Annotated in this window: 25 protein-coding genes and 1 tRNA gene; 6 read left to right on the top strand and 20 right to left on the bottom strand. The window is 48.7% G+C overall.

Annotation, left to right across the window (positions count from 1 at the left end; genetic code table 11):
- Positions 1-141: 141 nt before the first annotated feature.
- The 10 genes from ACJJI6_RS11710 to ACJJI6_RS11670 form a co-directional block, all read right to left on the bottom strand.
- A complete protein-coding gene (locus tag ACJJI6_RS11710) occupies positions 142-387 on the bottom strand; it encodes a helix-turn-helix domain-containing protein (RefSeq protein ID WP_444891826.1) in 246 nt (81 codons plus the stop codon).
- Between the two features lie 931 nt (positions 388-1,318).
- On the bottom strand, positions 1,319-1,732 hold the full coding sequence (locus ACJJI6_RS11705; protein WP_475710526.1) for a GFA family protein: 414 nt from the start codon (positions 1,730-1,732) through the stop codon (positions 1,319-1,321).
- 28 nt (positions 1,733-1,760) lie between these two features.
- Entirely contained in the window at positions 1,761-2,936 is a 1,176-nt protein-coding gene (locus ACJJI6_RS11700; protein WP_475710524.1) for a serine hydrolase domain-containing protein, read from the bottom strand.
- Positions 2,937-3,036: 100 nt separating this feature from the next.
- Positions 3,037-3,240: a hypothetical protein gene (locus ACJJI6_RS11695; protein ID WP_475710522.1), complete on the bottom strand. Its 204-nt coding sequence runs from the start codon at positions 3,238-3,240 to the stop codon at positions 3,037-3,039.
- Between the two features lie 219 nt (positions 3,241-3,459).
- Positions 3,460-4,371 (bottom strand): restriction endonuclease, encoded by a 912-nt coding sequence (locus ACJJI6_RS11690; protein WP_475710520.1) that lies wholly within the window; start codon positions 4,369-4,371, stop codon positions 3,460-3,462.
- A 123-nt stretch (positions 4,372-4,494) separates the two neighbouring features.
- Positions 4,495-5,985, bottom strand: a complete 1,491-nt coding sequence (locus ACJJI6_RS11685; protein WP_475710518.1) for an LA2681 family HEPN domain-containing protein — start codon at positions 5,983-5,985, stop codon at positions 4,495-4,497.
- Positions 5,986-6,099: 114 nt separating this feature from the next.
- A complete protein-coding gene (locus ACJJI6_RS11680; RefSeq protein ID WP_475710517.1) occupies positions 6,100-6,789 on the bottom strand; it encodes a hypothetical protein in 690 nt (229 codons plus the stop codon).
- A gap of 99 nt (positions 6,790-6,888) precedes the next feature.
- Positions 6,889-7,668 carry a hypothetical protein gene (locus ACJJI6_RS11675; protein WP_475710515.1) on the bottom strand — a complete coding sequence of 260 codons (780 nt, stop codon included), beginning with the start codon at positions 7,666-7,668 and terminating at the stop codon, positions 6,889-6,891.
- Between the two features lie 94 nt (positions 7,669-7,762).
- Positions 7,763-8,116 carry a DUF6559 family protein gene (locus ACJJI6_RS22760; RefSeq protein ID WP_507021911.1) on the bottom strand — a complete coding sequence of 118 codons (354 nt, stop codon included), beginning with the start codon at positions 8,114-8,116 and terminating at the stop codon, positions 7,763-7,765.
- 76 nt (positions 8,117-8,192) lie between these two features.
- Positions 8,193-8,903 (bottom strand): hypothetical protein, encoded by a 711-nt coding sequence (locus ACJJI6_RS11670; protein ID WP_475710513.1) that lies wholly within the window; start codon positions 8,901-8,903, stop codon positions 8,193-8,195.
- A 324-nt stretch (positions 8,904-9,227) separates the two neighbouring features.
- Between ACJJI6_RS11670 and ACJJI6_RS11665 the strand changes: the two genes are divergently transcribed.
- Entirely contained in the window at positions 9,228-9,608 is a 381-nt protein-coding gene (locus tag ACJJI6_RS11665; RefSeq protein ID WP_475710512.1) for a phage integrase N-terminal SAM-like domain-containing protein, read from the top strand.
- A gap of 30 nt (positions 9,609-9,638) precedes the next feature.
- Here the strand turns inward: ACJJI6_RS11665 and ACJJI6_RS11660 are convergent, their stop codons facing one another.
- The 7 genes from ACJJI6_RS11660 to ACJJI6_RS11630 all read right to left on the bottom strand — a co-directional run bounded on the left by ACJJI6_RS11660 (position 9,639) and on the right by ACJJI6_RS11630 (position 16,802).
- On the bottom strand, positions 9,639-12,467 hold the full coding sequence (locus ACJJI6_RS11660) for a DUF927 domain-containing protein (protein ID WP_475710510.1): 2,829 nt from the start codon (positions 12,465-12,467) through the stop codon (positions 9,639-9,641).
- Positions 12,468-12,697: 230 nt separating this feature from the next.
- Positions 12,698-13,138 carry a hypothetical protein gene (locus ACJJI6_RS11655; protein ID WP_475710508.1) on the bottom strand — a complete coding sequence of 147 codons (441 nt, stop codon included), beginning with the start codon at positions 13,136-13,138 and terminating at the stop codon, positions 12,698-12,700.
- Complete coding sequence (locus ACJJI6_RS11650) at positions 13,128-13,616, bottom strand: hypothetical protein (protein WP_475710507.1); 489 nt, start codon at positions 13,614-13,616, stop codon at positions 13,128-13,130. Before ACJJI6_RS11650 ends, ACJJI6_RS11655 begins: the two co-directional genes overlap by 11 nt.
- Positions 13,616-13,864: a helix-turn-helix transcriptional regulator gene (locus ACJJI6_RS11645; protein WP_475710506.1), complete on the bottom strand. Its 249-nt coding sequence runs from the start codon at positions 13,862-13,864 to the stop codon at positions 13,616-13,618. Before ACJJI6_RS11645 ends, ACJJI6_RS11650 begins: the two co-directional genes overlap by 1 nt.
- A 152-nt stretch (positions 13,865-14,016) precedes the next feature.
- The gene (locus ACJJI6_RS11640; protein WP_475710505.1) at positions 14,017-15,231 is read right to left on the bottom strand and encodes a hypothetical protein; all 1,215 of its coding nucleotides are present in this window, start codon (positions 15,229-15,231) and stop codon (positions 14,017-14,019) included.
- An 82-nt stretch (positions 15,232-15,313) separates the two neighbouring features.
- Positions 15,314-16,552, bottom strand: coding sequence for a tyrosine-type recombinase/integrase (locus tag ACJJI6_RS11635; protein ID WP_475710503.1), 1,239 nt, complete (start codon positions 16,550-16,552; stop codon positions 15,314-15,316).
- A gap of 163 nt (positions 16,553-16,715) precedes the next feature.
- A tRNA-Leu gene (locus tag ACJJI6_RS11630) sits at positions 16,716-16,802 on the bottom strand.
- Between the two features lie 178 nt (positions 16,803-16,980).
- Between ACJJI6_RS11630 and queA the strand changes: the two genes are divergently transcribed.
- The 4 genes from queA (at position 16,981) to secF (ending at position 22,288) form a co-directional block, all read left to right on the top strand.
- Entirely contained in the window at positions 16,981-18,054 is a 1,074-nt protein-coding gene (gene queA, locus ACJJI6_RS11625; protein ID WP_475710502.1) for a tRNA preQ1(34) S-adenosylmethionine ribosyltransferase-isomerase QueA, read from the top strand.
- A 14-nt stretch (positions 18,055-18,068) separates the two neighbouring features.
- Entirely contained in the window at positions 18,069-19,187 is a 1,119-nt protein-coding gene (gene tgt, locus ACJJI6_RS11620; RefSeq protein WP_475713451.1) for a tRNA guanosine(34) transglycosylase Tgt, read from the top strand.
- A gap of 219 nt (positions 19,188-19,406) precedes the next feature.
- Positions 19,407-21,275 (top strand): protein translocase subunit SecD, encoded by a 1,869-nt coding sequence (secD, locus tag ACJJI6_RS11615; RefSeq protein WP_444906138.1) that lies wholly within the window; start codon positions 19,407-19,409, stop codon positions 21,273-21,275.
- An 11-nt stretch (positions 21,276-21,286) separates the two neighbouring features.
- Complete coding sequence (gene secF / locus ACJJI6_RS11610; protein ID WP_475710500.1) at positions 21,287-22,288, top strand: protein translocase subunit SecF; 1,002 nt, start codon at positions 21,287-21,289, stop codon at positions 22,286-22,288.
- A 105-nt stretch (positions 22,289-22,393) separates the two neighbouring features.
- Here secF and ACJJI6_RS11605 read toward each other — a convergent pair whose 3' ends face one another.
- From ACJJI6_RS11605 to pyrC, 3 genes are all read right to left on the bottom strand, one after another.
- Entirely contained in the window at positions 22,394-22,588 is a 195-nt protein-coding gene (locus ACJJI6_RS11605) for a PFL_1563 family small protein (protein ID WP_413664697.1), read from the bottom strand.
- 170 nt (positions 22,589-22,758) lie between these two features.
- Positions 22,759-23,430 (bottom strand): ribonuclease T, encoded by a 672-nt coding sequence (gene rnt / locus ACJJI6_RS11600; protein WP_282931564.1) that lies wholly within the window; start codon positions 23,428-23,430, stop codon positions 22,759-22,761.
- A gap of 130 nt (positions 23,431-23,560) precedes the next feature.
- The gene (gene pyrC, locus ACJJI6_RS11595; protein ID WP_475710499.1) at positions 23,561-24,592 is read right to left on the bottom strand and encodes a dihydroorotase; all 1,032 of its coding nucleotides are present in this window, start codon (positions 24,590-24,592) and stop codon (positions 23,561-23,563) included.
- A 319-nt stretch (positions 24,593-24,911) separates the two neighbouring features.
- Here pyrC and ACJJI6_RS11590 point away from each other — a divergent pair, with 319 nt between their 5' ends.
- On the top strand, positions 24,912-26,132 hold the full coding sequence (locus ACJJI6_RS11590; RefSeq protein ID WP_413664699.1) for an argininosuccinate synthase: 1,221 nt from the start codon (positions 24,912-24,914) through the stop codon (positions 26,130-26,132).
- The last annotated feature ends 70 nt before the right edge of the window (positions 26,133-26,202 follow it).

Raw genomic sequence — 26,202 nt, 5'->3', positions numbered from 1 at the left:
GCTGTTAATCCTTTTTCCACCATACCACAAGCTTGCCGTACGACTCAGTGGGCCTTTACACTGGGAAGTGAATCATCTTGTGATTTCATGTATTCGGCAAGCCCGTATTGCCAGGTAAAGTACTATTACTCCCAATAACTGTCAGCCTTCAAAAGGCTGAACAAACACACCAGTTTCCCCTTCAAAGCGAACACGGCCAGTAGCAAGTAGAGCCTGCTCAATAGCTACAAGATTCTGAATACGCACAGAAGGGATTCCATCCTCTCGATCTATCTTGTTAACTGTCGAAAGGCCCACTCCACTTTTTTCTGCCAGATCTTGGGCGCTCCATTTCAGGCCACTTCTAGCCATCCGTACCTGTATTCCCGTAATCACTTGTTTATTCACTCTGTCTCATAGTTCCAAGATAGTAACAATAAAAGTTATCAAGTTAACAAATTTTGTTGACATTACAATAAAAACAACAAATACTATTAGAAAGTTAACAAAAATTATTACTTTTGGTGAGTTCAGGGGGAGTTATGGGAAGTCTTTTAGCGAATTACTCAACAGTGCCCACGCAAGTTTTTCTATCACAATTGGAAAAGTTGGAGGCACTATGTCTTGCACGTGAGTTAATCATGGAGTGGTCCCAATCCGGGCCTCGGGAAGCAGCCCTTAAAGCTATTACTGATGAGGAAAAGGCCACTCTCCCAGGGCTACTCTTTCCACTTAAACGTGCTCTACAGGAGGATGAATCACCCTAATTCAACGCTAAGTAGGAGATGTAAACATGACGGCTTACGGGGGGAAACAATAGGAAACAAGCGAATAAGCCGATCATCCAAATTGAATCACCAGTAGACATCGCCTAGCTGTTATGTTTTCTGGTGTCACAAATGTTCACAGATGGGTTCAACTACTGATAGAACCTCAATACACTCATTCTCAGTATAAATACAATAATGAATAATAGAATCTTCTCGATAAATATTGCAGCTAAACATGTGAAATCGCTCAATTAAATCTGATGCTCTTGTTCGCTGAAATGTAGTGTTTGGATTGCCTATCGTACTTTCAGGCGATAATAAAAAGCTTTCATCTGTCCTGTGGTAGTACATCGGGCCAGCCAGCGGAAACTCTATACGTAATGCTTGCTTATTAGAGAACCTGCCACAGTTAGCCTCTAAAAGTATTCGAAAACCCTCCGAGTCGTCATGGATCGCATTAAAAGAGAAGTTTCGATACTCAGGAAATGGGTTCCAGCTTAAATCCATAGTATTTATGTAAACTTAACGCCCAGCGTTGGCTATCACTCTGCCGCTGATTGTTATGTGAGTTACCCTCGGTCCGCCGGATGGTTTACCCCATCGTATGTTGGGACACCACCGATTTTGAGAGGATTTACACCCTCCAGGCACGCAACATTGAAACCGTATTGAGTAGGATTAGAGCGTCTTTGGTGATGTGTGTAAATACCGCAATTACCGCAGAAATAGTGTTTCGCTGTATTAGTATTAGTATTGAATTGATAGAGCTTTAAATGTTCCTGCCCTTCTAAGACATTAATGCCATCTAGCGATACTGATGCGGCGATTGCACATCTCCTGCGGCACAAAGAGCAATCACAACGCCGAAGATAAATAAGACCATCAGGTAAATCCAGTTCAATTTTTACTAAGCCGCAGTGACATGAGGCTAAGTGTTTTGGCTGAATTTTTACTCCATCAATCTCTTTCAGATTTACGCCCATAGCTCTTTCCTTGTGCTCACATAAAGCCTCAATAACCGGTGCTCTTTATAGCGTCCAAGCTCATAGATTCTTTATGTGTAATCTCTAACGGTTTTGCTAAACGTTTGACTATTTCCCAAGCAGAATACTCGGAAACTTTAAAGTTTCCGTCATTAGAAGTTATGGCTATCGCGGCATTGATATCTGGTAAAATTACAAGCAATGCATACCACATAGTATTTGAGCCGTTGTGCCAATGAACATTACCAACACCTAACTCTTCCGGTGGACCAATTACCCAGCCATAAGCATAGCTATTAAAGTTTGGATGATGTAGACGCTGAAACGATTCTCTTTTGAGGAATGAACTACGCCCTTGTATGCCTTGAAGATGTTCATCAGCATACAACGCCAAATCATTAAGCGATAAATGTATTGTACCAGCAGGTCCAATTATTGGCGTATTATCATCTTTTCCACTCTTAGTAAAACCAAATAATTTTTTATGCCCCCATGGCTGACTCAATTTCCCCTCTATGTCTTTAGGGGCACCAAAGCCGCCACTCTCAATCCCTAGAGGTGAAAAAACTTCTTTTCTAATTAAATTTTCCCATGAAACTCCTGCCTTTTTTTCAGCTATTACACCTGCAATCGTATATCCGACATTTGAATATACAAAGGTGCCACCTGGCGTTACTTCAGGCCGCTGAGAGAGTATATATCGCACTGCTGATTCTCTTGCAGCCGTTCTTTCACTACCAGCGTTTGGATTTTTTAAGCTAACCAAAAGCGAGAAATTGGGTGTTGCTCCCGATGTATGTGCAAGCAGGTTGCCTAGAGTCACATCATTCCATTCTGTATGGATGTCCTTTTCGTCAGGAAAAACATCTTTGATAGATGTATTCCACTTCAAATCACCTTTTTCAATCAGGCGAGCAATCATCGTAGCCGTAAAAGATTTAGTAATGGAACCAATATGCCATAGGTCCTGCTGTGAGACGAGAACACCATCGCCTTTTTTACGCTCGCCGCTAACCGAAAGTCCAATGATCTTGCTGTCCTGAATGACTACCGCACCAAGACCGACCAGATTTTCGGATTTTCTTATTTCGTCCACATGCCTTTTTAAAAGTTTGTCGATCTGCGTAATTGGGTTTGCTTCCGAAGCAAGGCTATTAATTGAAGAAAGCACCAAAGGGACTATTAAAAATGATAAGGCTTTCATTGCGTTCTCTCAAATCACATAACGCCGCCAGCAGGGGCCGAAAAACCAGAGCGAAGCGGCGGTTTTTTGGTCCCTCTGGCTGGCCTTGTTAAACGACGGGCTAATCAGACACACCATAGAGTGACATTCCCTGGTCTAGGGCATAGCAAGTAGCCGCGACAAGTTTATATATTAACTCTGACTCCTTCTCAGTCAGATCCCTGGATACCATGATTTCAAACAGTTGGACTTTAGCCTGATTAAGCTGACCTTCGTCGAAGGTGTAATTACTAAATCGATCACAGAGCTGGGTGAGCATTGGCATTTCATACTTCTTTTGAAGCGATGCAATCACGGGATACCATGAAAACTCAATGCTACCAACAATATCTGGGTTATCCTTAACCTGATTGCTTTTACCTACAAGTAAGTCGTATCCATTTCAGTGTTCTTTTCGTTTAACGCACGCATTTGGGGCCGCAGTGAAGCGCAGCGGAACGGAGGTCCCAGCCCCGGAGGGGCGAACAACATGCGCTTGAAACATTTATGCCCATTCTGGGATCATTGCTAGATCGCTAATCCGGTCTCGTTCTTTCTCTGTCATTTCTCGCATGACTATTTGAGATAATGCCAAAATGATTTCTTTCGTTTTTTCAAATGCTTTCTCTGAATAAACGACGTTATCTGAATTGATCTCGTTCAGAGTTCCCATAATCCATTTTAGGTAATACAAGGGAATGGATATGTCTGTTATGTCTTGCCATGATGTTACAGCTTGGTGATTTCTCCAATATTTATCTCTAAGCGCTCTATCACACTCACCCTTGCAGGCAAAATACACATCTATGATTTCTTTTGCCCCTTCATCTGGGAACATTTCTGCCTGGCAAACTACGCCCTTGTATGTTTCTTCATGGTGATTTTCAATTAAATCTTTACCGCAACAATCGCAAGTTACAGGAATATATTCATTAAAAACTAGATGTTTGGGTTTTATAGTTTTGTAACTATTAGGGAAAAATCTAAGTAAAATTCTTGAGTAGCCAATTCTCACCAAGTGATTCTCAATCAATTTCCCATCAAAAAATCGAAAATCTTTGATTTTCTTATTTTCTCTCAATTGATTCAATCTGGTGTTTAAACCGGAGCTTGGCAGCGTGGAATAGAACCCTATGAAGCCATCTGCCCTGAAGGAATCTAACCGCTCCTGTATATTAATTTCATCTTTCTCAGAAACCGATTTATTACTTTTCGCGTAGTGCTTACAGCTAACCATCCATCTGAATTTATACTTGTTTAAATGGCCTTGTAAGTGCTCTGTCACAAGCAGGTCTTTTCCTCCATCTGCACCTCTATCGGGCTGCGACTCGACATAAAACCCTAATTCTTCTAAAAAGTCTCTTGCGAAAAGCTCCCAATTCTCTCCATCTGAATCAATTTCTGTAAAATCTATCATCTTACTCCCTTAGAAATGTAGCGCCTTGATCTGCGGCCGCAGCGAAGCGGAGGTCCGGTGGAGGCAACGCAGTTGCCGGAACGAACAGCATCAACTTGTTATGGGGCATTTGTAGAACCAATGTTAAAGATCTGAAAATGAACGGTCTATAGGATGAGAGTATATCGGCATAGTTATGCCATTTCTCTGTTTTTCACGTTCAAACTCTTCTATATGCATAGCCAATGAAAGGTAAACCAAAGCTTCTCTTGCAATGGAGAGAATTCTAGTAGTCTTAAGCCTTAGATCATCTATTGTGATGTATTCGTGGTTTTCTGTGTTTGGCTCTAGTGCATCATACTCTTGGATACTAACAAATCTGTGCTCACACAAGTTTCTTAATTTATCTAGCTCTTGCGAGTCAGGTAGTGATACATCACTAAATTCATCATCGAAGAGATCTTTTGATAAAAAGTACAATCCCCGCAGCGGCCAGTTTTCTAGATTATGAAAGCACTCACGAAGTTTGAACTCACCACCTTTTTCTTTTGACCCCCAAATTTTCCTAAACGTAACAGAACGAGGCTTCAACCCAATATTAAAATAGTCGTTTATAAATATGGCTATTTTATCGAATATTGAATATGCCAAACGATACGCCGTTTTGGCTTGCTCGTTACGATATCCAAAATACGCACCATCGTAGCCGCTAAGCAAAAGTACGTTTCTATCAGAATAATGCTCATCGAGGGAGGACTCGGAATCAAAAAGTAGATATCTTGCAGTGACATACTCTTGTTTGAGGACATTGAAGTATTTTGGAAATCGCGGCCCCTCATCGACCTTATAGCAATGGCTTGGTAGATGAAGTACATCATGCGCTGCTGCAGACAGAGTGCAAACGTCGTTAATAGGAGAAAGGAACAGCCTATTTCTTAAGCACCATTCACGGTAATTAGTCTCTTCTTCGCTATCGCCCAAGGGCCATTGATTGAGATCGAAATCCCAATCATACTCTGCATCAATCAGTGCTTGATCTGCATAATCATAGTATTTTTGGAACTGCCTAAGTGCTTCTGGATGCTCTCCACTGTCCCACAACACACCTTTCGATACCGCCTTATATAGATCGGCTTTAGCGTGTGCAAACATAACTCCGATGTGCCCATCATCGTATAATGTTCTGGCATACTCAATCAAACCGACACCACGGTTTCCTAACGCCATCGCAAATCTTGAATCAACTTCTAGCGCAGCCCTCCATGAATCAGCTGCAGCTATAAATCTACCGAACTTATTCAAACAATTTCCTAGGTTTGTATACACCTTACATTGAAATAGTGGGTCTAGATTTTGAAAATCTTCTGATATTACTGCCTTTCTTAAGTATAGGATTTCTTCAATTTTTTCCTTCTGATCCCAGCTCCACCTATATCCACTTGTGCGCATCTTTCTGGCTGCCAGGGCACTAAAGCAATTTGCCATATAAAAGAACATTAAAGCTCTCTGGCCTCTATACCCATCAGCCTCGGACAGTTCTTCGCACTCATTTATACAATTGTTTAATGCCAGATCATCAAATGCATCACTAGCACAATCAATTCGCTCAGCTAGCCTTTGTATTCTCTCATCCATACAGGAGTATCTCTAATATCCGTTGCCCCATAACGCCGCAATAACCGGCAGGCAAAGCGTAGCTTTGGCTGTCCGGCGGAAGCCCGTAGGGCTGGAGCGAAGTTGATTGCCTTGTTAGGCATTTCTCTCCGACTCCATTAAATACACGTTTAACTCTGTTAAATAGGCTTGATACATTCCCCTGAATGAGTCTGCTAAAGGACTCATTTTCCCCCAGTAGGCACTGTTGGCTTTATCCGATTCAACAGCCGCTGCTTCATATTCGGTTTTATCACTCTCTACGATATTCATATATGCTTCGTGCTCATAGATCAGGGTCCGTTTTATCGAGCCAAAATTGGATTTAAGAACCTTCCTAGATTCAATTACATTTTCGGTTATGGAATTTGCAATAGAAAGTAAATTCGAGTCCTGCGGAAGATAAATAACCAAACGTTGGTACTTCTTTAGTATCTCCGCCGTAGCCTTATAAAATCTTTGCTGATACTCAAAAAGCGATTTTCCAGAGTCGGATGGGAAATCACCGAAATTTACAGCCATTAACTCGTAATGAAAAGTTGAAATCTCATCATAGAAATTAATTAATGATTTTTTCCTGTCACCAACATATTCTTTGTGCGCATCTGTATTGATTTCAATGCCTGACCGAACAGATTCAATCTTTTCAGTGATGTGCTCAATATCTTCTTTTGTTGCTAAATTTTCACCTTTCTTCTTAATGTAGCCTGGAAAGAAGGATTTTATTAATACCCCCAATATAAATGCCGCAATCAAATATAATATGGATTCCTGATCTATATTCATATAAATGCGCTCTCTAGGGTGCCTAACGCCGCCAGCAAGCGACGTTTTTGCAGTGAAGGCGAAGCCGCAACGGAAAAGCGGTCGCCTTGCCTGGCATTGTTAAATTTTTTTGACTTCATTCTCAGCCGCCTCCAACACACCGACATTACCGATCAGCCACGATGGAAATGGTTGATTCGCTTGCTCAAATACCATTTTGAACATAGAAATTGTGTTCTTAGGAACAAGCAATGCGTTACGACGAATTAGTTTTAGAGAAAGATCCATTCTTCTAACTTTCTTACCTTTAACTTTAGGTGCTTCCTTCATATGCATTACAGCGTTTCTGTCTTCGATAAGATCTACAAACCTCTTTCGTGTGGTCACATGAGGCTTGATAATTTTACCGCCTAAGATAGAAGGGATTACATTGAACACTTTTTCTCCCAAAGTAGCAGACTTTTCAATTCTATTTGCACCCCAGTTTACTTTCTCTCCATCTAATCTTTGATATTCGATCTGCTCATTAACCTCGGCTTGGATGATCTTGTTTGCCCAAGACTCTACGGCACCAATGCAAGATGCAGTCGTTGATATTGCGAGCTGCATTACTCTAAACGAATTCTCGATATTTCCTGGTACATCACTAAGTTCTTTTTGCCTATTCATAGAATTATGGGTATATACCAGATTTTTACGAAGAATCTCAGCTTCTTTGGCGTCTCTAATGGCAGAATCAATTAGCAGGCTATGGAATTCAGGAGCCCAAAGTTGACATTTAAAACCTTCGAATTCAGCAATAGTTTTAACACGAATCTCTGTGCCATCTTTGATTTTCTGGCCGTATAAATTCTGATCGCCTTGAACTTTGTTTCCGTTGTACTCTTTTAAATGATCCATGCTACGTATTAATTTAACGCTTAAAGCACCTGCATCAAAACCATAGCGAAGCGACGGTTTTGATGTCGGGTGCCTTTGCTTGTTAAAGATGGGTTCAATCCAAACCTCCTGAGCCAGAAAAGTCGTTGCTAGAATCTAATTCTAATCCGGAAGAATCGCTATTACTCATGGAGATCACAACAGATCCAATTTCTTTCCTAGCCTCGATTGAGGTAAGGCTTATGTTAGATTCTGTACAATATTTATCAAACTGCTTTTTCTCTGACCACATGTATATTGCGTACATTTCATACTTAGATAATTTGGGGTAGTGGCTTTGAACACTATTAGTTACCTCAGAGGCCAAATACTTCCTCTTGTTACCCCAATCATCTGACAATTTACGCCTCAAATCCCTTTTGAAGATCTGTATGGCCTTGCGCTTACTTGTAAATTTTAAGAGCCACACTATTGAGTACCTTTAACGCTGCGCTCTGCAGCAAATTTGAAGCGCAGCGGAAAATTTGTCCGACAGCAGCACCTTGTTAGCACTTTTTACTGAGGTACTGTTTGCGGCCTTCATAGTCCCTCATGTTATTTGGAAATGGTCTTTTACAATTGGCACATATCGCTCTTTGCGTTTGAGCCCGTTTATAGATGAACCTATAAAGCTTATCTGGCATCCATGACTTATCAATAACCTCAAGTGCGCTTTCACCGATGTACCCACACTCTGGGCATGCGCATAGATAAAAGAAACGATCAGGTAGCTTTTCTTCAAGTAACTCTATAAACTGAACTGCTACTCCTTTTATGTATTTGTTTTTGTTTTCAGCGGATAGCCCTGTGTTAAAAATACAGCCGTCGCGGTTGTTTACCATCCAAAGATCTTCGCTTAGCACATCCCAGATGCTATAGATCGCTTCGTAGTCAGATTTAGAATAGAAGGACTCCAAAATTCTTGTGCCTTTTTCTGGCTCTAAATCTCCAGATATAATTTGCTCACAAAGAGCCTTCGCATATATTTTTAGCCCTTCTTTCTCATTGGGCAGGGTTAAACCAAGATCCTTTAGCGATTTTAAGAAGTATCTTTCTATTTCTTCCGAGTCAGGGTCGCGTTCGTACCCCATGCTAGCCAGAATAGCCACATTTTCAGATTCAATACCTTCATACAGCAAAGATTCAGCCCATTCTGTGTAGTCTTTAGAATAGGCACTACCTAAAGCTCGTTTTCCTGCAAGAAGTTTAAATTTCATAGAGTGCTAACAGTTTATAAAGAGCCAGTGGCTCACTATCGATTTGGCCACTATTTCTGAAGTAGACCCTTCAAGCTATGTAAAAAAGCCTTTATTTACAGTAGGTTATAAATTTAGGATCAAATAATAACCAGAGATAGTAAGCCATCGGCTCAAGTCGCCTGGTAACACCTCCTGCTCTTGAACACATTTTACCCGCAATTAAATCAATAAGTTAGGGGGAACCTTTCTGCGGATGTCAGCCATGGCTCTATAATTCGGGGCTTGACACCTGTGATTATTGCACCCATAACTGTGTTTATATACAGTTGTGAGGGTACTATCATGGATGATATTCGTCACAGGCTTCCCAGGCATTCAACCAAATTCATCCCCAGCGTTCGACTTCATATTCGTGAGGCAGGTCTAGCCTATCGGACTGAACAGACTTACGTTCACTGGATAAAACGCTTTATTCACTTTCATAAACTACGACACCCTCGGGAAATCGGTATTGCCGAGGTCGAGGCGTTCCTAAACCACCTGTCGGTAAATCGGCATTGTTCAGTTAACACCCAGCGGATCGGGCTAAATGCGCTGGTGTATCCTTATAAACGGTTTTTGGGGTTGATACTTCCAACGCTGGCTTTACGCCTGCAAAACAATATCGTCGCCTTCCAATTGTTTACAGTCGGGAAGAGATTAGAGCCATCATCACAAAGTTGAAAGGTGCCTACTGCCTTCAAACGGCATGGGCTACGCAGCTCTCTGCTTGAGCAGACCACTTTCTCCATCTTCTTCAACAGGTATCAAGTGAGGTCGAATGATTAGCACTCGCTCAGGGTTACGCCCACTGTTCGGCAAACGCGTTGGTATTGAGTATTTCCCATTTGCATCACGCTCCAAAGCGCCACAGGCGGCCAGTAGTTGCTTTGCCTTTCGGTCACTGAGCCCCTTGCAAACCTCTGCTTTGAAAGTGGCTGGGTAAACGTAGTAAACAGTCTCAGAGCAAGCCTGTCCCTCAAGGGCATTACTGTCTTGTAGCGTTTTCCGGTAGCCGCAGCGCTTCAGGGTGCGAACAGTGTGATCATCGGCTGTGAAGTCTTCTCGATCCCAGCGGGTAAAGTGGGACTCTCCGTAGAGATCAAAGAATAGCCTCAGCGCTGCCAGGGTCTGCCGGTCCTCCAGGTTTCCAACACCGCCACGGGCTGATACCCAAGCGCTAAAACAGGATTTGGCCGCTTCCATCGCCATGCCTCTTGGCCAATCTGTAATTCCCGCAGTGGACGCCAGCTCTCCGGCAAAACCAACGAGAGCAAACTTCTCTGCTGCCCTACGTACCTGGCCACTCACATCATCAGACAGCTCTGCGGCAAAGTTCACCAGCTCCCGGCGAATCTGGCTTGCCAGCTTTTCCAAGTTGCTAGCGCAAAGCTCTCTGATAAACGTATAAAGGGCCACTCCATGGAATAAGGATGCTTTCTCAACCATATAGCGGGATAACGTAGCACCCCCGGCAAACCCATGCAATTCATCAAAGATACCGGCACCACTCCCTGTATCTGAGGGAATAGCCAGTAATCGCACTTCTTGCCCGGCTTTGGCTTTCTTACCCACTTCAGCCATTTGTTGATCAAGCGTGCGCTCCCCTGTAGAGAGGAAGACAAGCCTCCATTCAAACGTATTCCCGCGTACGCCTCCGCGATCATTAGCCCTTGCTTTACCAGTGCCATTCCCCAGCATATAGGCAATATCCCCCACAATGCGGGGATCGCATTGGCTGATCTCATCGAGAATTAAAAGGCCGTCTGAGTGGGAGGCAGCAATACTTTCTAACGCGTTATCAGTACTTCGCCAGGTACGAACAAAATCAGGCCCGCCATAAACAGAAGCAGCCACTTTAAGTAATGTCGTTTTTCCTTGGGAACTATCACCAAAGAAATGAAAGCCGGTCGTTTCCATGCCTATGAGATTTAGTAGAGGCCCTGCAAACGCTGCTGAAACCGCAAATAAAAGCCGGGTATTGTTCTTACAATAGCTCGCTACATGCTCACGCCATTGCTGAAGCTCACCACTAAACTTTATCTTGTTGAGATCCGGACTGGTGGAGTAAAAATACAGAGGTTCTACAGGAGTCCCCAGGGTTTCATTCGGCAGTAAGTAGGCATTGCCATGCCAGCCAAGTTTATTCACCAAGACATAGCGATTGGGGCTTTTTGCTGTTTGTAAGTACTGAACGATTCTGCGTCTTGGTTGCTGCCCCGCCTCAGCGCGAAGGCCCATGCTGTACAGCTGCTTGAGTACTTCTGCACCGCCCTCAGTCGCTAGGTACTCACTGGGTATATTCCACTCTTTAACAATGCCATCAGGGTCAAGGAAGCGAACCAACGTACCCCAGTTTCTTCCTTGTGGGTCACGAGTTAAAGCAAGCACATCCAGGCGATCACAGATTCTCATTAGTGAAGGCTCATCATCAGCCCCCTGAATCGGGAAGAAAACCCCACGATCATTTACTACAAATTGCCCAGACTCGGCCCCTTTATTACTTCCGCCCTTATTTTGGGCTTGATGTTCCGTTGCCACAGGCTGATAGGGCGTTAAAAACTTTCCCTCTGTAATCAAAGCTGCAAGCTGCTCTCTTGAAATACCGGCAGCTTCCGCATCAGCCGCATCGCCTTTAGCTGGCCACTTAGGTCCTAAGGACTCTAAACACACCATAGAAATCTTACACTCCATCGTGTGTAGCATCGCAGCCAGCTTAAGCATACATTCTTTACCTGCTGCATCATTGTCGGGCCAGAGAAGTACTTCCCTTCCATGTAGAGGCTTAAAATCTGCTTTGCCCAGCGCTTTACTACCACCGGGCCAGGTCATAGAAACATAACCCGGCAGCAGGCTAGCAGCTGCATCCGCAGCCTTTTCACCCTCGGTTAGCAATACCGGAGCTTTAGAGCGCTTTGCCAATAGATCCAACTTATAGAGTGGCCGCTTTTTTACCGGTTGCTTCCATCTCCAAGAATTGCGACCCTTCGAATCCCGGCAATAGGTTAAGGGGCGATAGTCTTTTGATCTTGCATCGCCTTTCTGAATGTCAAAACGCATCACCTTCATTAACAATGAGCCGCACTGCCCACGGTACTCCCAAACTTTAGAGGGTTTACCGTTATGGGGATGGGTTGTTGGGCAAGATTGCTCTGCTTCTAAAGGTACCGGCAATACGGCTTCCCAGGAGTTACCGGCTGGCTTTTTGGGTTTCGTCTTATAGGTTGAGCTAGGCGGTATAGACTCCCCTTCAGAGAGCCCCAGAAACGCAGCAAGCCTTTGCGCTGCCTCTCCATTGTTTACCCCCTCAAGATAGGCAACCAGCGATACGAGGTCCCCACCTTTTTCATCCGCTGCAAAATCCGCCCATGCACCGGTATTGCGATTTACAGAGAAGGACCCTTTGCTGCTATCAGATCGAGTTGGGTTAAGAGCAATATATTCAGCTCCCTGATATGAGCCATCTGGAGCCCAGTGCGCCAATACTTCATCAGCCCGATCAAGGGCTAGGTCTGCCACTCGTTTAATATCAAAGCGTGCCATTAGCTTTCCTTATATTTAGCTTTAACCCCCGCCCCATAAGGCTTCCAACAAAACTGCGGGCCTTATCCCTGTTACACCTTTTTGCTGTAACACTTTTGGGGTAACAGAAAGGTGTGACAGCGGAAAGCCAGTAAATACGGGGCTTTCAGCCATGCTGTAACACCTGCACACCTGTAACACCTTTATTTAAGAGGGGGTAAGATCGCCCCGAATAGAGGCAATAGTCTTATTTACCGTGGTGATAAATTTGGCGGCAGGGAAACCGCTAAGCCCTTAGGTTCCGTAAACCGTTTTGCATCACGTAAGTTGGCCAAACGGATACGTTTTGCTTTGTCCTGTTCGTGATATTCATCATCGCTGTAATGATGTAATCGCGCCAAAATCGCTAATTTAGCCTGATAGAAAAGCCATGCTTCCGAGTTAGCGGTAGGGATACAACCATCGTTATAAAGAATAATTCGCCTCGGATCAGGATCTCCTCTCAAGGAGATTGCTGCGGCTCTTTTGGGTGTAATTCTGACATTGAAAAGTACAGGGTGCTCTTCATAGTAGACAAATGATCTGCTGCTAAAACCAACTGGCTTATATTTGCGATTCAGTAATGCATAGCGACCACATGGCTGTAAATCTAGGCAATATGGCATGGCGAGGGCACGTATATTAGCTGACATTTTTAAGCCCTCCATTGCGAAGCTCTAGGGCATCAGCTTCCTCTGATGGGTGGTATTCGAGTTGGATACCATCCCAAACTAACCAACCTCCCAGAGAGAGACCCGCTCTAAGGCGGTAAAGGTTCACTACTTCTGTGTCTGGAAGGCCTAGTACTGTTGTATTTGGGGAGGAGAGATACCAATGAGCACGGCCATGTTGCTGATTAACAATAGGGTTAAATGAGTCAGAACCTACCGCTAGAAACGCTGCCTCACCGGTTGGCCATAGAAACAAAAGCAACTCATAACCAGGGGTAGGACAGCCCATATCAAATGTCTCCATGATTGAGCTGAGGAAGAGTTTCCGATCTTCAGGGCTTAGGTTTGAATTCGAACGAAGTATTTTTTGCTCAAACTCAGCGCTTTCTGTTTTCCGATAGCTTCGAGCAAATTCAGCTACTTGCTGGTGTGTGTAGGGAGAGAAGGCACGAAGAGTCATTACTTGCCTCCCGCACGAGAAATAGCAACTCGATCTTGCACCCATTGGCAGACCTCAGAAGAGAGCCAACCACTAGCGCGCTCACCAAGTTTGATAGGGGTGGGGAACTCGCCCTTTTTTACCAGGGCATAGATATAAGTCTTCTTGAGCCCAGTCTGACGCTCTACCTCTGGTAGGCGCAAAATAGGGTCGCTCGGCGGGCTAGGTAAAACATCCGGCACTTGGGGATGAGTATTTGAGAGGGTCATTTTCGGTCTCCTTAACAAACCACAGTGAACGTCTGTGGCGGTGAGGAGATTGAATCAATGAAAGGAAGGCTAGGATATCCGCTTACCGGTTAAAGACTCTTTCTACCGGTTCAAAGAATCTTTTTACCGGTAGAAAGATAAATTAGAAAGCATTACCAATCGCAGTACGGTTCCTTGTTGTTTCGGATTTTCCCGATTTCCTGCTCTAGAAACTTCTTAGCGGCATCATCATCCTTCCACAGAGAGCCATCAGCCGATGTTCGTCTCTCTTTAGCCTCTTGAAGGTATTTATATGCAAGTTTACTCGCACTTCCATAGCTATGATTAAGCTTTGCACGAATATCAAATAGCCACTCTCGAATACTTAATGTCCATCGATCGCGCTTTTCTCTTCGGCTCCGCTGATCATTGCTGAGTACCTGTCCGGCTTTATGCTCACCATGAAATTCTACGGCTTGGCGAATAAAACCTTCAGCCTCGGCTAAACAATGGTCTATCCATTTCCTGTCTTCTCGCATTATTGGCTGAGCCTCACTTTCAAGAGCATTAAGCAAATCAAGGCCCTTATGTGCCCATATGATCGCATAGAGGGAATATATCTCAGCATCTGTAACCCGCTTATCCAGCATTGGGAAAGGCCGGCAAATCTTTCGAGCAAAAGGTAAGACAAACTTCGGGTCTATTTGGCTCTCCAAGAGATTCATAGGACTTTCGTCAGTAGCAAAAGCAGCGGGTTTCCACTCATTTCCAAGGCGTTCTGCCTGTTGAAATACAGCGTCTCTACAATGTTTTAATTGACGAGCCTGCGCTTTTTTCCATTCTTCGATGCTATCCGCCTGACCCCAAGTTTTTCTTCCTTGTTGGATTATTGAGGCAAGCCGGCCTGCTTTTGAGGATGGAGACATATCCTCTAGTCTGGGCCATGGGTCGGTCAAAGGATCAAAATCAGTCCGCCCTAACTTTGGATTTGAGTAAGTAGGAGCCCTATGAGTAAGGCTAGCCCCGAGTTCCATTGCATAGAGTATCGCTTCCTCGTAGTCACGATTCTCAAACGCCGCTTCAAAACACGCCCCTGTAGCAAGTATATGTAGCACCCGAAGAGGCGAGTCTATTTCGTTCGCTGCATTATCCTTTTTGACTTGATTAACAAGCTCGAAAAAAGAATTTGAGGCTAAATTGCTTAAATTCTCCTCATTGGCAATTAAGCCCTCACTTTGAAGAGAGGAGAAAATCTGACTCCTAAGCTGGGCAAGGAAATCTTTCAAGTTTTCTTCCGGTGCCCGAGTATTTCCTTCAAACCGCTTCAGGGCTGCATCAATACTCATTACAAGCTTATCGGTCTCAATAATTCGTAGTGAATCATCCATAACTGTATCCCTACTGAACCCACAATGAGCGAGCTACGTTAAAAATTGCCTCAACCTAATATTCAGCCTTCGAAGGAAAGTTCTAACTTTTCTGTGCAAATATCGGAACTACTTTTCCACTTCCCCGCATCTCATCTAGGTAATTTGCCCACCACTGCATCATCTCTTTTCGCTCATCCATATAACGAGCATGGTGGGTATATGCAGCCCGTACCCCATTCCTCTCCATGTGGGAAAGCTGCCTTTCAATGGCGTCAGGATTAAAGCCGGTCTCATTCAGAATTGAGGAAGCTGTAGCGCGGAAACCATGGGGATTTGCTTTACTTTTTCCCTCTTGGGAGCCATCCCAGCCCATTTTAAAAATTGCCTTACGCATAGTGTTATCGGACATGGGCCGGGCTCTTTCGCGCTCAGAGGGGAAAAGCAGAGGATATTGGCCACTGATGGGCTTTAATTCCTCCAAGACAGCACAGGCTTGGGTAGATAGCGGTACTATATGATCCGTTCCCATCTTCATACGCTCGCCGGGAATGCGCCATAGGGCAGACTCGAAGTCGAATTCCTCCCAGCGCGCGCAGCGTAATTCGCCAGGCCGAACAAAGGAGAGGATTAGTAACTGGATAGCAAGCTTGGTTAATACCCGTCCACGTTCCTGATAAAAGTCCAGTTCTTTTAAGAAACTGGGTAATTCTTCGCGGGGAAGGGAGGCCCTGTGACTACTTTTACGGCCGCGTAGAATGCCAGTTAATTCACTGGCGGGGTTGTGAGTGAGTTTGCCCATTTGCACTGCATAACGACAAACCCGGCGAATATCTTGTAGAACCCGCTGAGCAACATCCATTGCATCCCGATCTTCAACATCGCGAACAATGGCAATTACATCTTGGGGATGAATATCGGCAATAGGTTTTTGCCCAATTCGGGGGAAGGCGTTATCGCGTAACCTAGACCATACACGCTGGGCGTGATTTTCAGTCCAGGTTCCTTTCTGATGTTTCCACCAGTCTTCAGCCACAGTAGCAAAGCTGCGGTCTATGTTTTCTCGAAGCTGATGTTTTTCAATTTTTCTTTGTACTGAAGGGTCTTGGCCGTTCTCTAGTAATTGCTTTGCTTCAATTACTTTATTTCGTGCCTGTTTGAGACTAACAGAAGGGTAAACTCCCAAGGCTAGCGTTTTCTGCCGTCCTTGGAACCTGTACTTAAGCCGCCAATACTTGGAGCCGGTGGGTTTGATTAGCAGGCGTAATCCCTGCCCATCTGTAAGCCACTGATCCTTGTCGCTTGGTTTGGCCTGTTTGATTTGGGTATCTGTAAGGGCCATTGGTGCTACCAGTTTCTAAATTGAACTAGGTAGCACCAAATGTAGCACCAGATAGCACCGGATGACAATGAACGAGAGCGGAGGGCTTTGTACATTCCAGATAGCAAAAAGCCCCGATTTACGGGGCTTTCTGAACGATTCCGAACTTCTTCGGATCTTGATTTGGTACCAGAGGCCGGACTCGAACCGGCACGCTTTTAAGGGCGGGGGATTTTGAATCCCCTGTGTCTACCAATTTCACCACTCTGGCACTTTCGCTGCTCGACCTTGGGGTCGGTGCGAAGAGGGCGTGATTATAGCAATGCTTTCGCTTGGGTCAACCAGTGATTTCAATAACTTAGCGCATTTTCTGTCGTCCCAGTTAACAGCTCCTAAAATTTCCTATAACCTTCGCGACCTCTCCATAGTTTCTAGATTTCCAGGATTCCATGCAGCGTCAGGACTTTGACTTTCATCTGCCCGATGAGCTGATCGCCCGCGCGCCCACCGAGGAGCGCCGTGGCAGCCGTCTTTTGTGTCTGGATGGGCCCAGCGGGGCCATTGCACATCGGCAGTTCCCAGATATTCTCGATCAGGTCCAAGCTGGTGACCTGATAGTCTTTAACGATACCCGGGTGATCCCGGCGCGTTTGTTCGCGCAGAAGGAGACCGGCGGTAAGTTGGAAATCCTGGTGGAGCGGGTGCTCAACGAGACGGATATCTGGGCCCATGTGCGCTCCAGTAAGTCGCCAAAGCCCGGTTCCACCATCGTCCTTGAAGACGGTACCCGTATAGAGGTGACCGGCCGCAAGGATGCGCTATTTGAATTGTCCTTCCCTAAAGAAGAAGGTGTGCTGGCGATTCTGGACCGCCTCGGCCATATGCCGCTGCCTCCTTATATTGATCGTGAAGACGATGCCAGCGATCGCGAGCGCTACCAAACCGTATACGGCCGCAACGCTGGTGCTGTGGCGGCGCCGACGGCGGGGCTGCACTTTGATGATGAGATGATCGGTGCATTGCGGGATAAAGGTGTCGAGGTTGTCTTCGTTACCCTGCATGTGGGCGCCGGTACTTTCCAGCCGGTGCGCGTGGACAATATTTATGAGCACCAGATGCACAGCGAAGTGCTGGATGTCTCCCAGGAAGTGGTGGATGCGGTAACTGCTTGCCGCGCTCGCAATGGCAGCGTGATTGCCGTGGGTACCACCAGCGTGCGTGCGCTGGAAAGTGCGGCGCGCAGTGGCCAGTTACAGGCCACGGTGGGGGAGACAGATATCTTTATTTATCCCGGTTATGAATTTCAGGTTGTGGATAAGTTGATCACCAACTTCCATCTGCCGGAATCCACCTTATTGATGCTGGTGAGTGCCTTCGCGGGGTACCAGCACACGATGGCCGCTTATAAGGCCGCAGTTGAAGAGCGCTATCGCTTCTTTAGTTACGGCGATGCCATGTTTATTACCCGCGATCCCAATGCCAAAAAAGAAGAAGTAGCACCAGCGAAAGGAGATACCCAGTGAGCCGCGAATGTTTTATGCAGTTTGAAGTGGATAACACTGATGGCAAGGCCCGTCGCGGCCGCTTGCGTTTCCCTCGCGGTGTGGTGGAAACCCCGGCGTTTATGCCAGTGGGCACTTACGGCACCGTGAAAGGCATGTTGCCGAGGGATATCGAAGGGATCGGTGCACAGATTATTCTGGGCAACACCTTCCACCTGATGCTGCGCCCGGGTACCGAAGTGGTTAAAGCCCACGGCGATCTGCACGACTTTACTCAATGGTCCGGCCCGATTCTCACCGATTCCGGCGGTTTCCAGGTGTTTAGCCTGGGTGAGCTGCGCAAGATTACGGAAGAGGGGGTTTCTTTCCGTTCGCCTATCGATGGCAGCCCGGTATTCCTGGACCCGGAAGAGTCCATGCGGGTTCAGCGGGACCTGGGTTCCGATATCGTCATGATCTTCGATGAGTGCACCCCTTATCCGGCCACCACTGACGAAGCGCGCAAATCTATGGAGTTGTCCCTGCGTTGGGCGGAGCGCTCCAAGAAGGCTCACGGCGATAGCCCGTCGGCGCTGTTCGGTATTGTGCAGGGCGGTATGTACCCGGAGTTGCGCGATGTGTCCCTGCGCGGCCTGACCGAGATTGGTTTCGATGGCTATGCCATTGGTGGCCTGTCTGTGGGTGAGCCTAAAGATGAGATGATCAAGGTCTTGGATCACCTGGCTCACAAGATGCCGGAAGATAAGCCGCGCTACCTGATGGGCGTGGGCAAGCCGGAGGATATTGTCGAGGCGGTGCGCCGCGGTGTGGATATGTTCGACTGCGTCATGCCCACTCGCAATGCGCGCAACGGCCACCTGTTTACCTTCGAGGGCGTGGTGAAAATCCGCAACGCCAGGCACCGTCACGATACGGGTCCCTTGGAGGAAGAGTGCGATTGCTACACCTGTGAGAATTTCTCCCGCGCTTACCTGCATCACTTGGATCGCTGCGGTGAAATTCTCGGTGCGCAGCTGAATACGATTCACAATTTGCGCCACTACCAGCGCCTGATGCAAAAGCTGCGCGATGCCATTGCCGCCAATGAGTTGGAGGCTTATGTCGCCGAGTTCTACCGTGGTCTGGGCCGCGAGGTTCCAGCGCTGGAGGCCTGATCAGGCGTCGCTTTTACCCTGCCTGGGGTGCTGCCCGTCTCATTGCGGCACCCCTGTAATTTGTCCGTTCCCACGATCCCCGTATAATCAGCCCCCACTTTTATTGGGGGCGGTGTACCTTGCATTCTGCGTATACTGCCCGCATATCCAGGCAAATTGCTTAGGCAGATTGCCAAGATTTACCGGCCCTCGGGGTCACACTAGAACAATGAGAACAGCATGAATCGCTACCCGATCTGGAAGTACTTTCTGATTCTCGCGGTTGTGGCCTTTGGCCTGATGTACGCCGCGCCCAATCTCTATAAGCCGGACCCTGCCGTGCAGATTTCCGGGCAATCCAGTGCACTCACCATCGGCCCCGATGTCCTTGCGAATGCACAAAAAGCCCTGGATGAAGCGGGTATTGCTCACTTCGGCGGCGAAGTTGGGGACAAGTCAGTACTGATCCGCTTGAACTCCATGGAGGAGCAGTTGCCGGCTAAAGAGGCGATTCAAAAAGCGCTTGGTACCACCAACTATGTTGTCGCCCTGAACCTGGCTTCCACTACGCCCCAGTGGATGAAAGATATCGGCGCTAGCCCGATGAAGCTCGGTCTGGACCTGGCGGGTGGTGTGCACTTCCTGATGGAAGTCGACACCAACACCATCGTCAAGAACAACATGGAAAGCTACGAGCAGGAAGTGAAAAGCAAACTGCGCGAAGCCAAGGCCCGTTACCGCAATGTGGAGCTGGTGGATGATCGCGAGATTATTGCCCGCTTCCGCAACGATGAGCTGCGCAGCTTGGCGATGTCCACTATGCGCAAGGAATTTCCGCAGCTTCAACTGCGCGAGTCCGGCAGCGGCGAAAACCTGGAGATCCGCGCAACCCTGACCGATCAGGAAATCAAGCAGCTGGAAGATTACGCAGTAACCCAGAACCTCACCACCCTGCGCAACCGGGTGAACGAGCTGGGTGTTGCCGAGCCGATCGTACAGCGCCAGGGCCGCAACCGTATCGTTGTGGAGCTGCCCGGTGTACAGGACACCGCAGAGGCCAAGCGTATTATCGGTAAAACTGCCAACCTCGAATACCGTATGGAAGCTCGCCCGGATGAGCTGGTTTCCAACAAGGAATACTTCGAGTACCGCGATGATCGCCAGGCGCAGATGTACGGTGGTGCCTGGTTGGAGCGCCAGATCATTATCAAGGGTGACAGCGTTACCAATGCCCGCGTCGGTTACGACGAGAGCGGTTTCCCGCAGGTAAATATCACCCTCGACGCCCGTGGCGGCGAGATGATGCACCGCGCAACCTGGAAGAATGTCGGTCGCCGTATGGGTACCCTGTTTATCGAGACTCGCTTTGAGCCGGTAACCGAGATCGACGAAAACGGTAACGAAGTTACCGTGCAGAAGCGCACCGAAGAGAAGAAGATTATTAATCTGGCCACGGTACAGAGTGCCCTGGGCAAGCAGTTCCGCACCACCGGTCTGGACAGCCCGGCTGAAGCCCAGGAATTGGCCCTGCTGCTGCGTGCCGGTGCCCTGGCTGCGCCCATGTACTTTGTGGAAGAGCGTGTGATCGGCCCATCCCTGGGTGCCGATAACATCAAGGTGGGTGTGCAGTCCGTACAGATCGGTCTGCTGGCTGTGATTATCTGTATGCTGATTTCCTACCGCGTATTTGGCTTGGCCGCAAACCTGGCCCTGGCGGTAAATATGATCCTGCTGGTGGCGGTTATGTCGCTGTTGGGTGCAACCCTCACGCTGCCCGGTATTGCCGGTATCGTATTGACAGTAGGTATGGCGGTGGATGCCAACGTGCTTATCTTCTCGCGAATACGGGAGGAACTCAGGAATGGGATGCCTCCCCAGACAGCGATCAGTGCCGGTTTTGACAATGCTTACAGCACCATTGTGGATGCGAATATCACCACCCTGATTGTGGCGGTGATCCTGTATGCCATTGGTTCCGGTCCGGTACAGGGCTTCGCGGTAACCCTGTCTATCGGTATTCTCACCTCCATGTTCAGTGCCATCATGGGTACGCGAGCAATTGTTAACTTGTTCTACGGCGGTCGCCGTGTGCAGAAGCTCTGGATTTAAGGGAGTCAGTCATGAGTGAGACCAAAGTGGATAACGGCAAAATTACCGAGTACATGGGCAAGCGCGTCTACGACTTTATGCGCTGGCGCAAGATCGCCGGGATTGTCTCGGTGGTGCTGGTACTTTCCTCCATCGCCGCACTGGCAATGAACGGCCTGAAGTTCGGCCTGGACTTTACCGGTGGTACCCAGGTTGAAGTGGGCTACGAGGTAACGCCTTTTATTAGCGACGTGCGCGATCAGCTGGAAGCAGCGGGTTACGACGGTGCCACGGTAGTGAATTTTGGTTCTGAGAAGGACCTGTTGATCAAGTTGCCCCCTGAGGTGACCGAGGAAGAAATCCAGATCAGCGCTACCGATCAGGAAACAACGACACCGATCGGTGACAAGGTTGTGGCTCTCCTGCGAGAGGGCAGTGAGGGTGATGTTGAGCTGCGCCGTGTCGAGATGGTGGGTCCACAGGTAGGTGCCGAGCTGCGTGACGACGGCGGCCTGGGCATGATGCTGGCCCTGTTCATGGTGATGATCTACGTTGCCCTGCGCTTCCAGTACAAGTTCTCTTTCGGCGCTGTAGCGGCTCTGGGCCATGATGTGATTATCGTGCTGGGCTTCTTTGCGGTGATGGGATTGGACTTCGATTTAACCGTACTGGCGGCAGTACTGGCGGTGATCGGTTACTCCCTGAACGATACCATCGTGGTATCGGACCGTATCCGTGAGAACTTCCGCAAGGTGCGAAAGGCTGAATCTGAGGAAATTATCAATATTTCTATCAGCCAGACCCTGGGTCGTACCTTTATGACGTCCTTCACCACCTTGCTGGTGCTGTGGGCGCTGCAGTTCTTCGGTGGCGAATTGATCCACAACTTCTCCCTGGCCTTGATCGTGGGTGTGGTTGTGGGTACTTACTCCTCTGTTTACGTAGCTGCCAACGTGCTGATGGCTTTGAATATCAACAAAGAAGATCTGATGCCGCCGGTGAAAGAGGGTGCGGAACTGGAAGAAATGCCCTGATGTGAATGAGAAGTGGCTGCGTTGACGCGGCCATATTCGAGCGGCCCCGGCCGCGCTTTGCTGCTGGTCAGCGGAGCGCCGTCGGGGTTTTTTATTGCGCGGAGGTTAGGCTCTGGGCTTTTTGCCGAGGGTGATGTGCTTGGGGCCGGAAGTATTGGTCTGGCCGCTTACCCCTTTGGGCACCTGCTCGATCTCACCGCCACCGGCGAGGAACGCCTTTACCTGCTCCTCGATGCTTTCGCTGGTCTCGAGGGGAGCGGCTTGTTTGCGATTGGAGGAAGAGGAAGGTTTCTTGGCCACGGCGCTATCCGGTTTTTATGTGTAAGCGGGCCATATTAGCACGGCTTGCACAAAAAATCACCCAAGTGGCCAGACTCTGCACATAGCGGGTGTTTTGTCGACAGCTTTCGAATAATTTTGTCGTTTTTGGATAAATCGGGCCGCTTTGAGGCAGCCCGGAAGATAGTGCGTTATTCGGCTTCTTCTGTGGTCTCTTCGGTTTCCAGCGGCCAACCGCCCATCTCTTTCCACTTGTTCACGATGCCGCAAAACAGGGTTGCGGTTTTTTCTGCGTCGTACTCGGCGGAGTGGGCGCAGTTGTTATCAAACTCGATTCCAGCAACCTGGCAAGCTTTGGCCAGTACGGTCTGGCCGTAGGCGAGGCCGGCGAGGCTAGCGGTGTCGAAGCAGGAGAACGGGTGGAATGGGTTGCGCTTGATGCCGGTGCGCTCGACGGCTGCATTGACGAAGCCCAGGTCGAAGTGGGCATTGTGGGCAACCACGATGGCGCGGGTGCAGCTGTGCTTTTTCACCGCGCTGCGAATCTTGCGGAACAGCTCGGGGATGGCGATTTCTTCCGGCCAGGCGTCGCGGTCCGGGGATTCCAGGTCGATGCCAATAAAGTCGAGAGCGGATTGCTCAACATTGGCGCCCTCAAAAGGCTCCAGGTGGAAACTGTGGGTCTCCAGCGGGAAGAGGTTGCCGGAGTCATCCATGTCGAGGATAACCGCAGAAATTTCCAGCAGTGCATCGGTGCGGGCGTTAAAGCCGCCGGTTTCAAGGTCGATGACCACGGGCAGAAAGCCTCGGAATCGCTGGGCGAGAGAGCTTTTTGGTCCTGTGGGTTCTTCGGCGGGTGTCACGGTGGTTCCTTGTAAATCTTGTCTTCAGGCCAGCAGCATTTGGCGCTGGTGGGGCAGGGTATTGTATTCGAATTGCGGCGCCTGCCGGGAGTGTTCTCCCCACAGGCGCTGTAATCAGGGCATTCGCCGATTACGCAAGTTGCCAGTTTAAGGTTTCACCGGCTGCGAGGGGAATCAGATTTTCACCACCCATATCCAGTTTTTCCGGCAGGGTCCAGGGGCTCTTGACCAGGGTGATGGTGCCCTCGTTGCGCGGCAGCTCGTAGAAGTCGGGGCCGAACTCACTGGCAAAGCCTTCCAGCTTGTCCAGTTTGCCCGCGCGCTCGAATACTTCGGCGTAGAGCTCAATCGCGGAGTAGGCGGTATAGCAACCGGCGCAACCACAGGAGTGTTCTTTTTTGTGGTGGGCGTGGGGGGCTGAGTCGGTGCCGAGGAAAAACTTCGGGTTACCGCTGGTGGCCGCTTCGATCAGTGCATTTTGATGGTAGCCGCGCTTGAGGATTGGCAGGCAGTAAAAATGCGGCTGGATACCGCCAACCAGCATATGGTTGCGGTTGTACAGCAAGTGGTGCGCGGTGATGGTTGCGGCAACGCCTTCGCGGGCGCCCTGTACAAACTCTACTGCTTGAGCGGTGGTGATATGTTCAAACACCACTTTCAGCGTGGGGAAATCATCTACCAGGCGGGACAGGGTTTTCTCGATAAAAGCCTGCTCGCGGTCGAAGATATCGATATCGCTGGTGGTCACTTCACCGTGGACCAGCAGCTTCATACCGCAGGCCTGCATCTCTTCCAAGGCCGGGTAGATATTGGCGATATCGGTAACGCCGGAATCGGAGTTGGTGGTCGCGCCCGCTGGGTACAGTTTGGCGGCGATAACACCGGCTTCGTGGGCCTTGCGAATGACGGCGGCGTCGGTCTTGTCGGTGAGGTAGATCACCATCAAGGGTTCGAAAGGGGTGTCGGCGGGAATATTGGCGTCAATACGTTCCTTATATGCCACTGCACTTTCGGCATCGGTCACAGGGGGTACCAGGTTGGGCATTACAATCACGCGGCGGAATTGTTTTGCGGCATCGGGCACGGTGCGCCCGAGAGCGGCGCCGTCGCGCAGGTGAATGTGCCAGTCGTCGGGGGCGCGAAGGGTAATTTGCTCCGTCATGGTACTCCGTAAAGCTTCTTAGCGTAGTGAGTCGTTGTGCGGCGCGAATGCTACCCGAAGCTGTACAAAATTGCGATGCACGAAAAGGTTAAAAATCAATCAATTGTGCTTACTCGCGCCTTGGCGCTAGTCGATCGCGAGCTTAGGCGCTACAATCGCGCCCCGACAAAGAGTGTGGGTATTGTTGTGCCCGCAATTTACCGATCCTGGGCATATCTCCAAGAATAACTCCCCCAGACCGACACTAGTTTCGCGTAGTGGCATTCCCCGTCTCCGCGTTTTTGTCGCGGCGGCGTATTTCCGGCAGCAGAGGACAGCAATGAGCAAAATCGAAAAGGTGGTACTGGCATACTCCGGTGGATTGGATACGTCAGTAATCGTGCGATGGTTGCAGGAGACTTACGGTTGTGAAGTGGTGACTTTCACCGCTGATATCGGCCAGGGTGAAGAGGTGGAACCGGCCCGTGCCAAGGCCGAGGCCCTCGGGGTTAAAGAGATTTATATCGACGATCTGCGCGAAGAGTATGTGCGCGATTTCGTTTTCCCGATGTTCCGCGCCAATGCGATTTATGAAGGGGAGTACCTGCTGGGTACCTCTATTGCGCGCCCGCTGATCGCCAAGCGCCTGATTGAGATTGCCAACGAGACTGGCGCCGATGCCATTTCCCACGGTGCTACCGGTAAAGGTAATGACCAGGTGCGCTTCGAACTGGGCGCCTACGCGCTGAAGCCGGGCATCCAGGTAATCGCTCCCTGGCGCGAGTGGGACCTGAACTCCCGCGAAAAGCTGATGCAGTACTGCGAGCAGCACAATATTCCGGTGGACTTCTCTTCCAGCAAGAAGAAATCCCCTTACTCGATGGATGCCAACCTGCTGCACATCTCTTACGAGGGCGGCAACCTCGAAGATCCCTGGGCGGAAGCCGAAGAGGATATGTGGCGCTGGAGTGTGAGCCCCGAGGCGGCCCCGGAAGAACCCACCTACATTACTTTGGGTTTTGAGAAGGGCGATCCCGTTTCTATCGACGGTGAGCGCTTAAGCCCTGCTACTTTGCTTGAGAAGCTGAATAAGTTGGGCGGAGCCAACGGTATCGGTCGTCTGGATATCGTGGAAAACCGCTACGTGGGAATGAAGTCCCGCGGCTGCTACGAAACACCGGGCGGCACCATTTTGATGAAGGCGCACCGCGCCATTGAGTCCATTACCCTGGATCGCGAAGTTGCGCACATGAAGGATTCCCTGATGCCGCGCTACGCCGAGCTGGTTTACAACGGTTACTGGTGGTCTCCGGAGCGCAGCATGCTGCAGGCTGCGATCGATGAGTCCCAGGATGTGGTTAACGGCGAAGTTCGCCTGAAACTGTACAAAGGCAGCGTGAGTGCTGTGGGCCGTCGCTCTGCGGACAGCCTCTTCGATGAGCGTATCGCTACCTTCGAAGACGATGCTGGCGCATACGACCAGAAGGATGCGGAGGGCTTTATCAAGCTCAACGCCCTGCGTCTGCGCATTGCCGCAGGTAAAGGAAGAAAATTGATTTAGTTGATTTAGATCAGCAATCACCGGGCAAGGATGCGCTTAAATCCTTATCCGGCCAATAGTAACCACAGTG

The organism is Microbulbifer maximicatervae (SeqCode) (genome assembly GCF_056232625.1).
The sequence above is the reverse complement of the archived record's forward strand: the minus strand, read 5'-3'. Positions and strand labels throughout refer to the sequence as shown.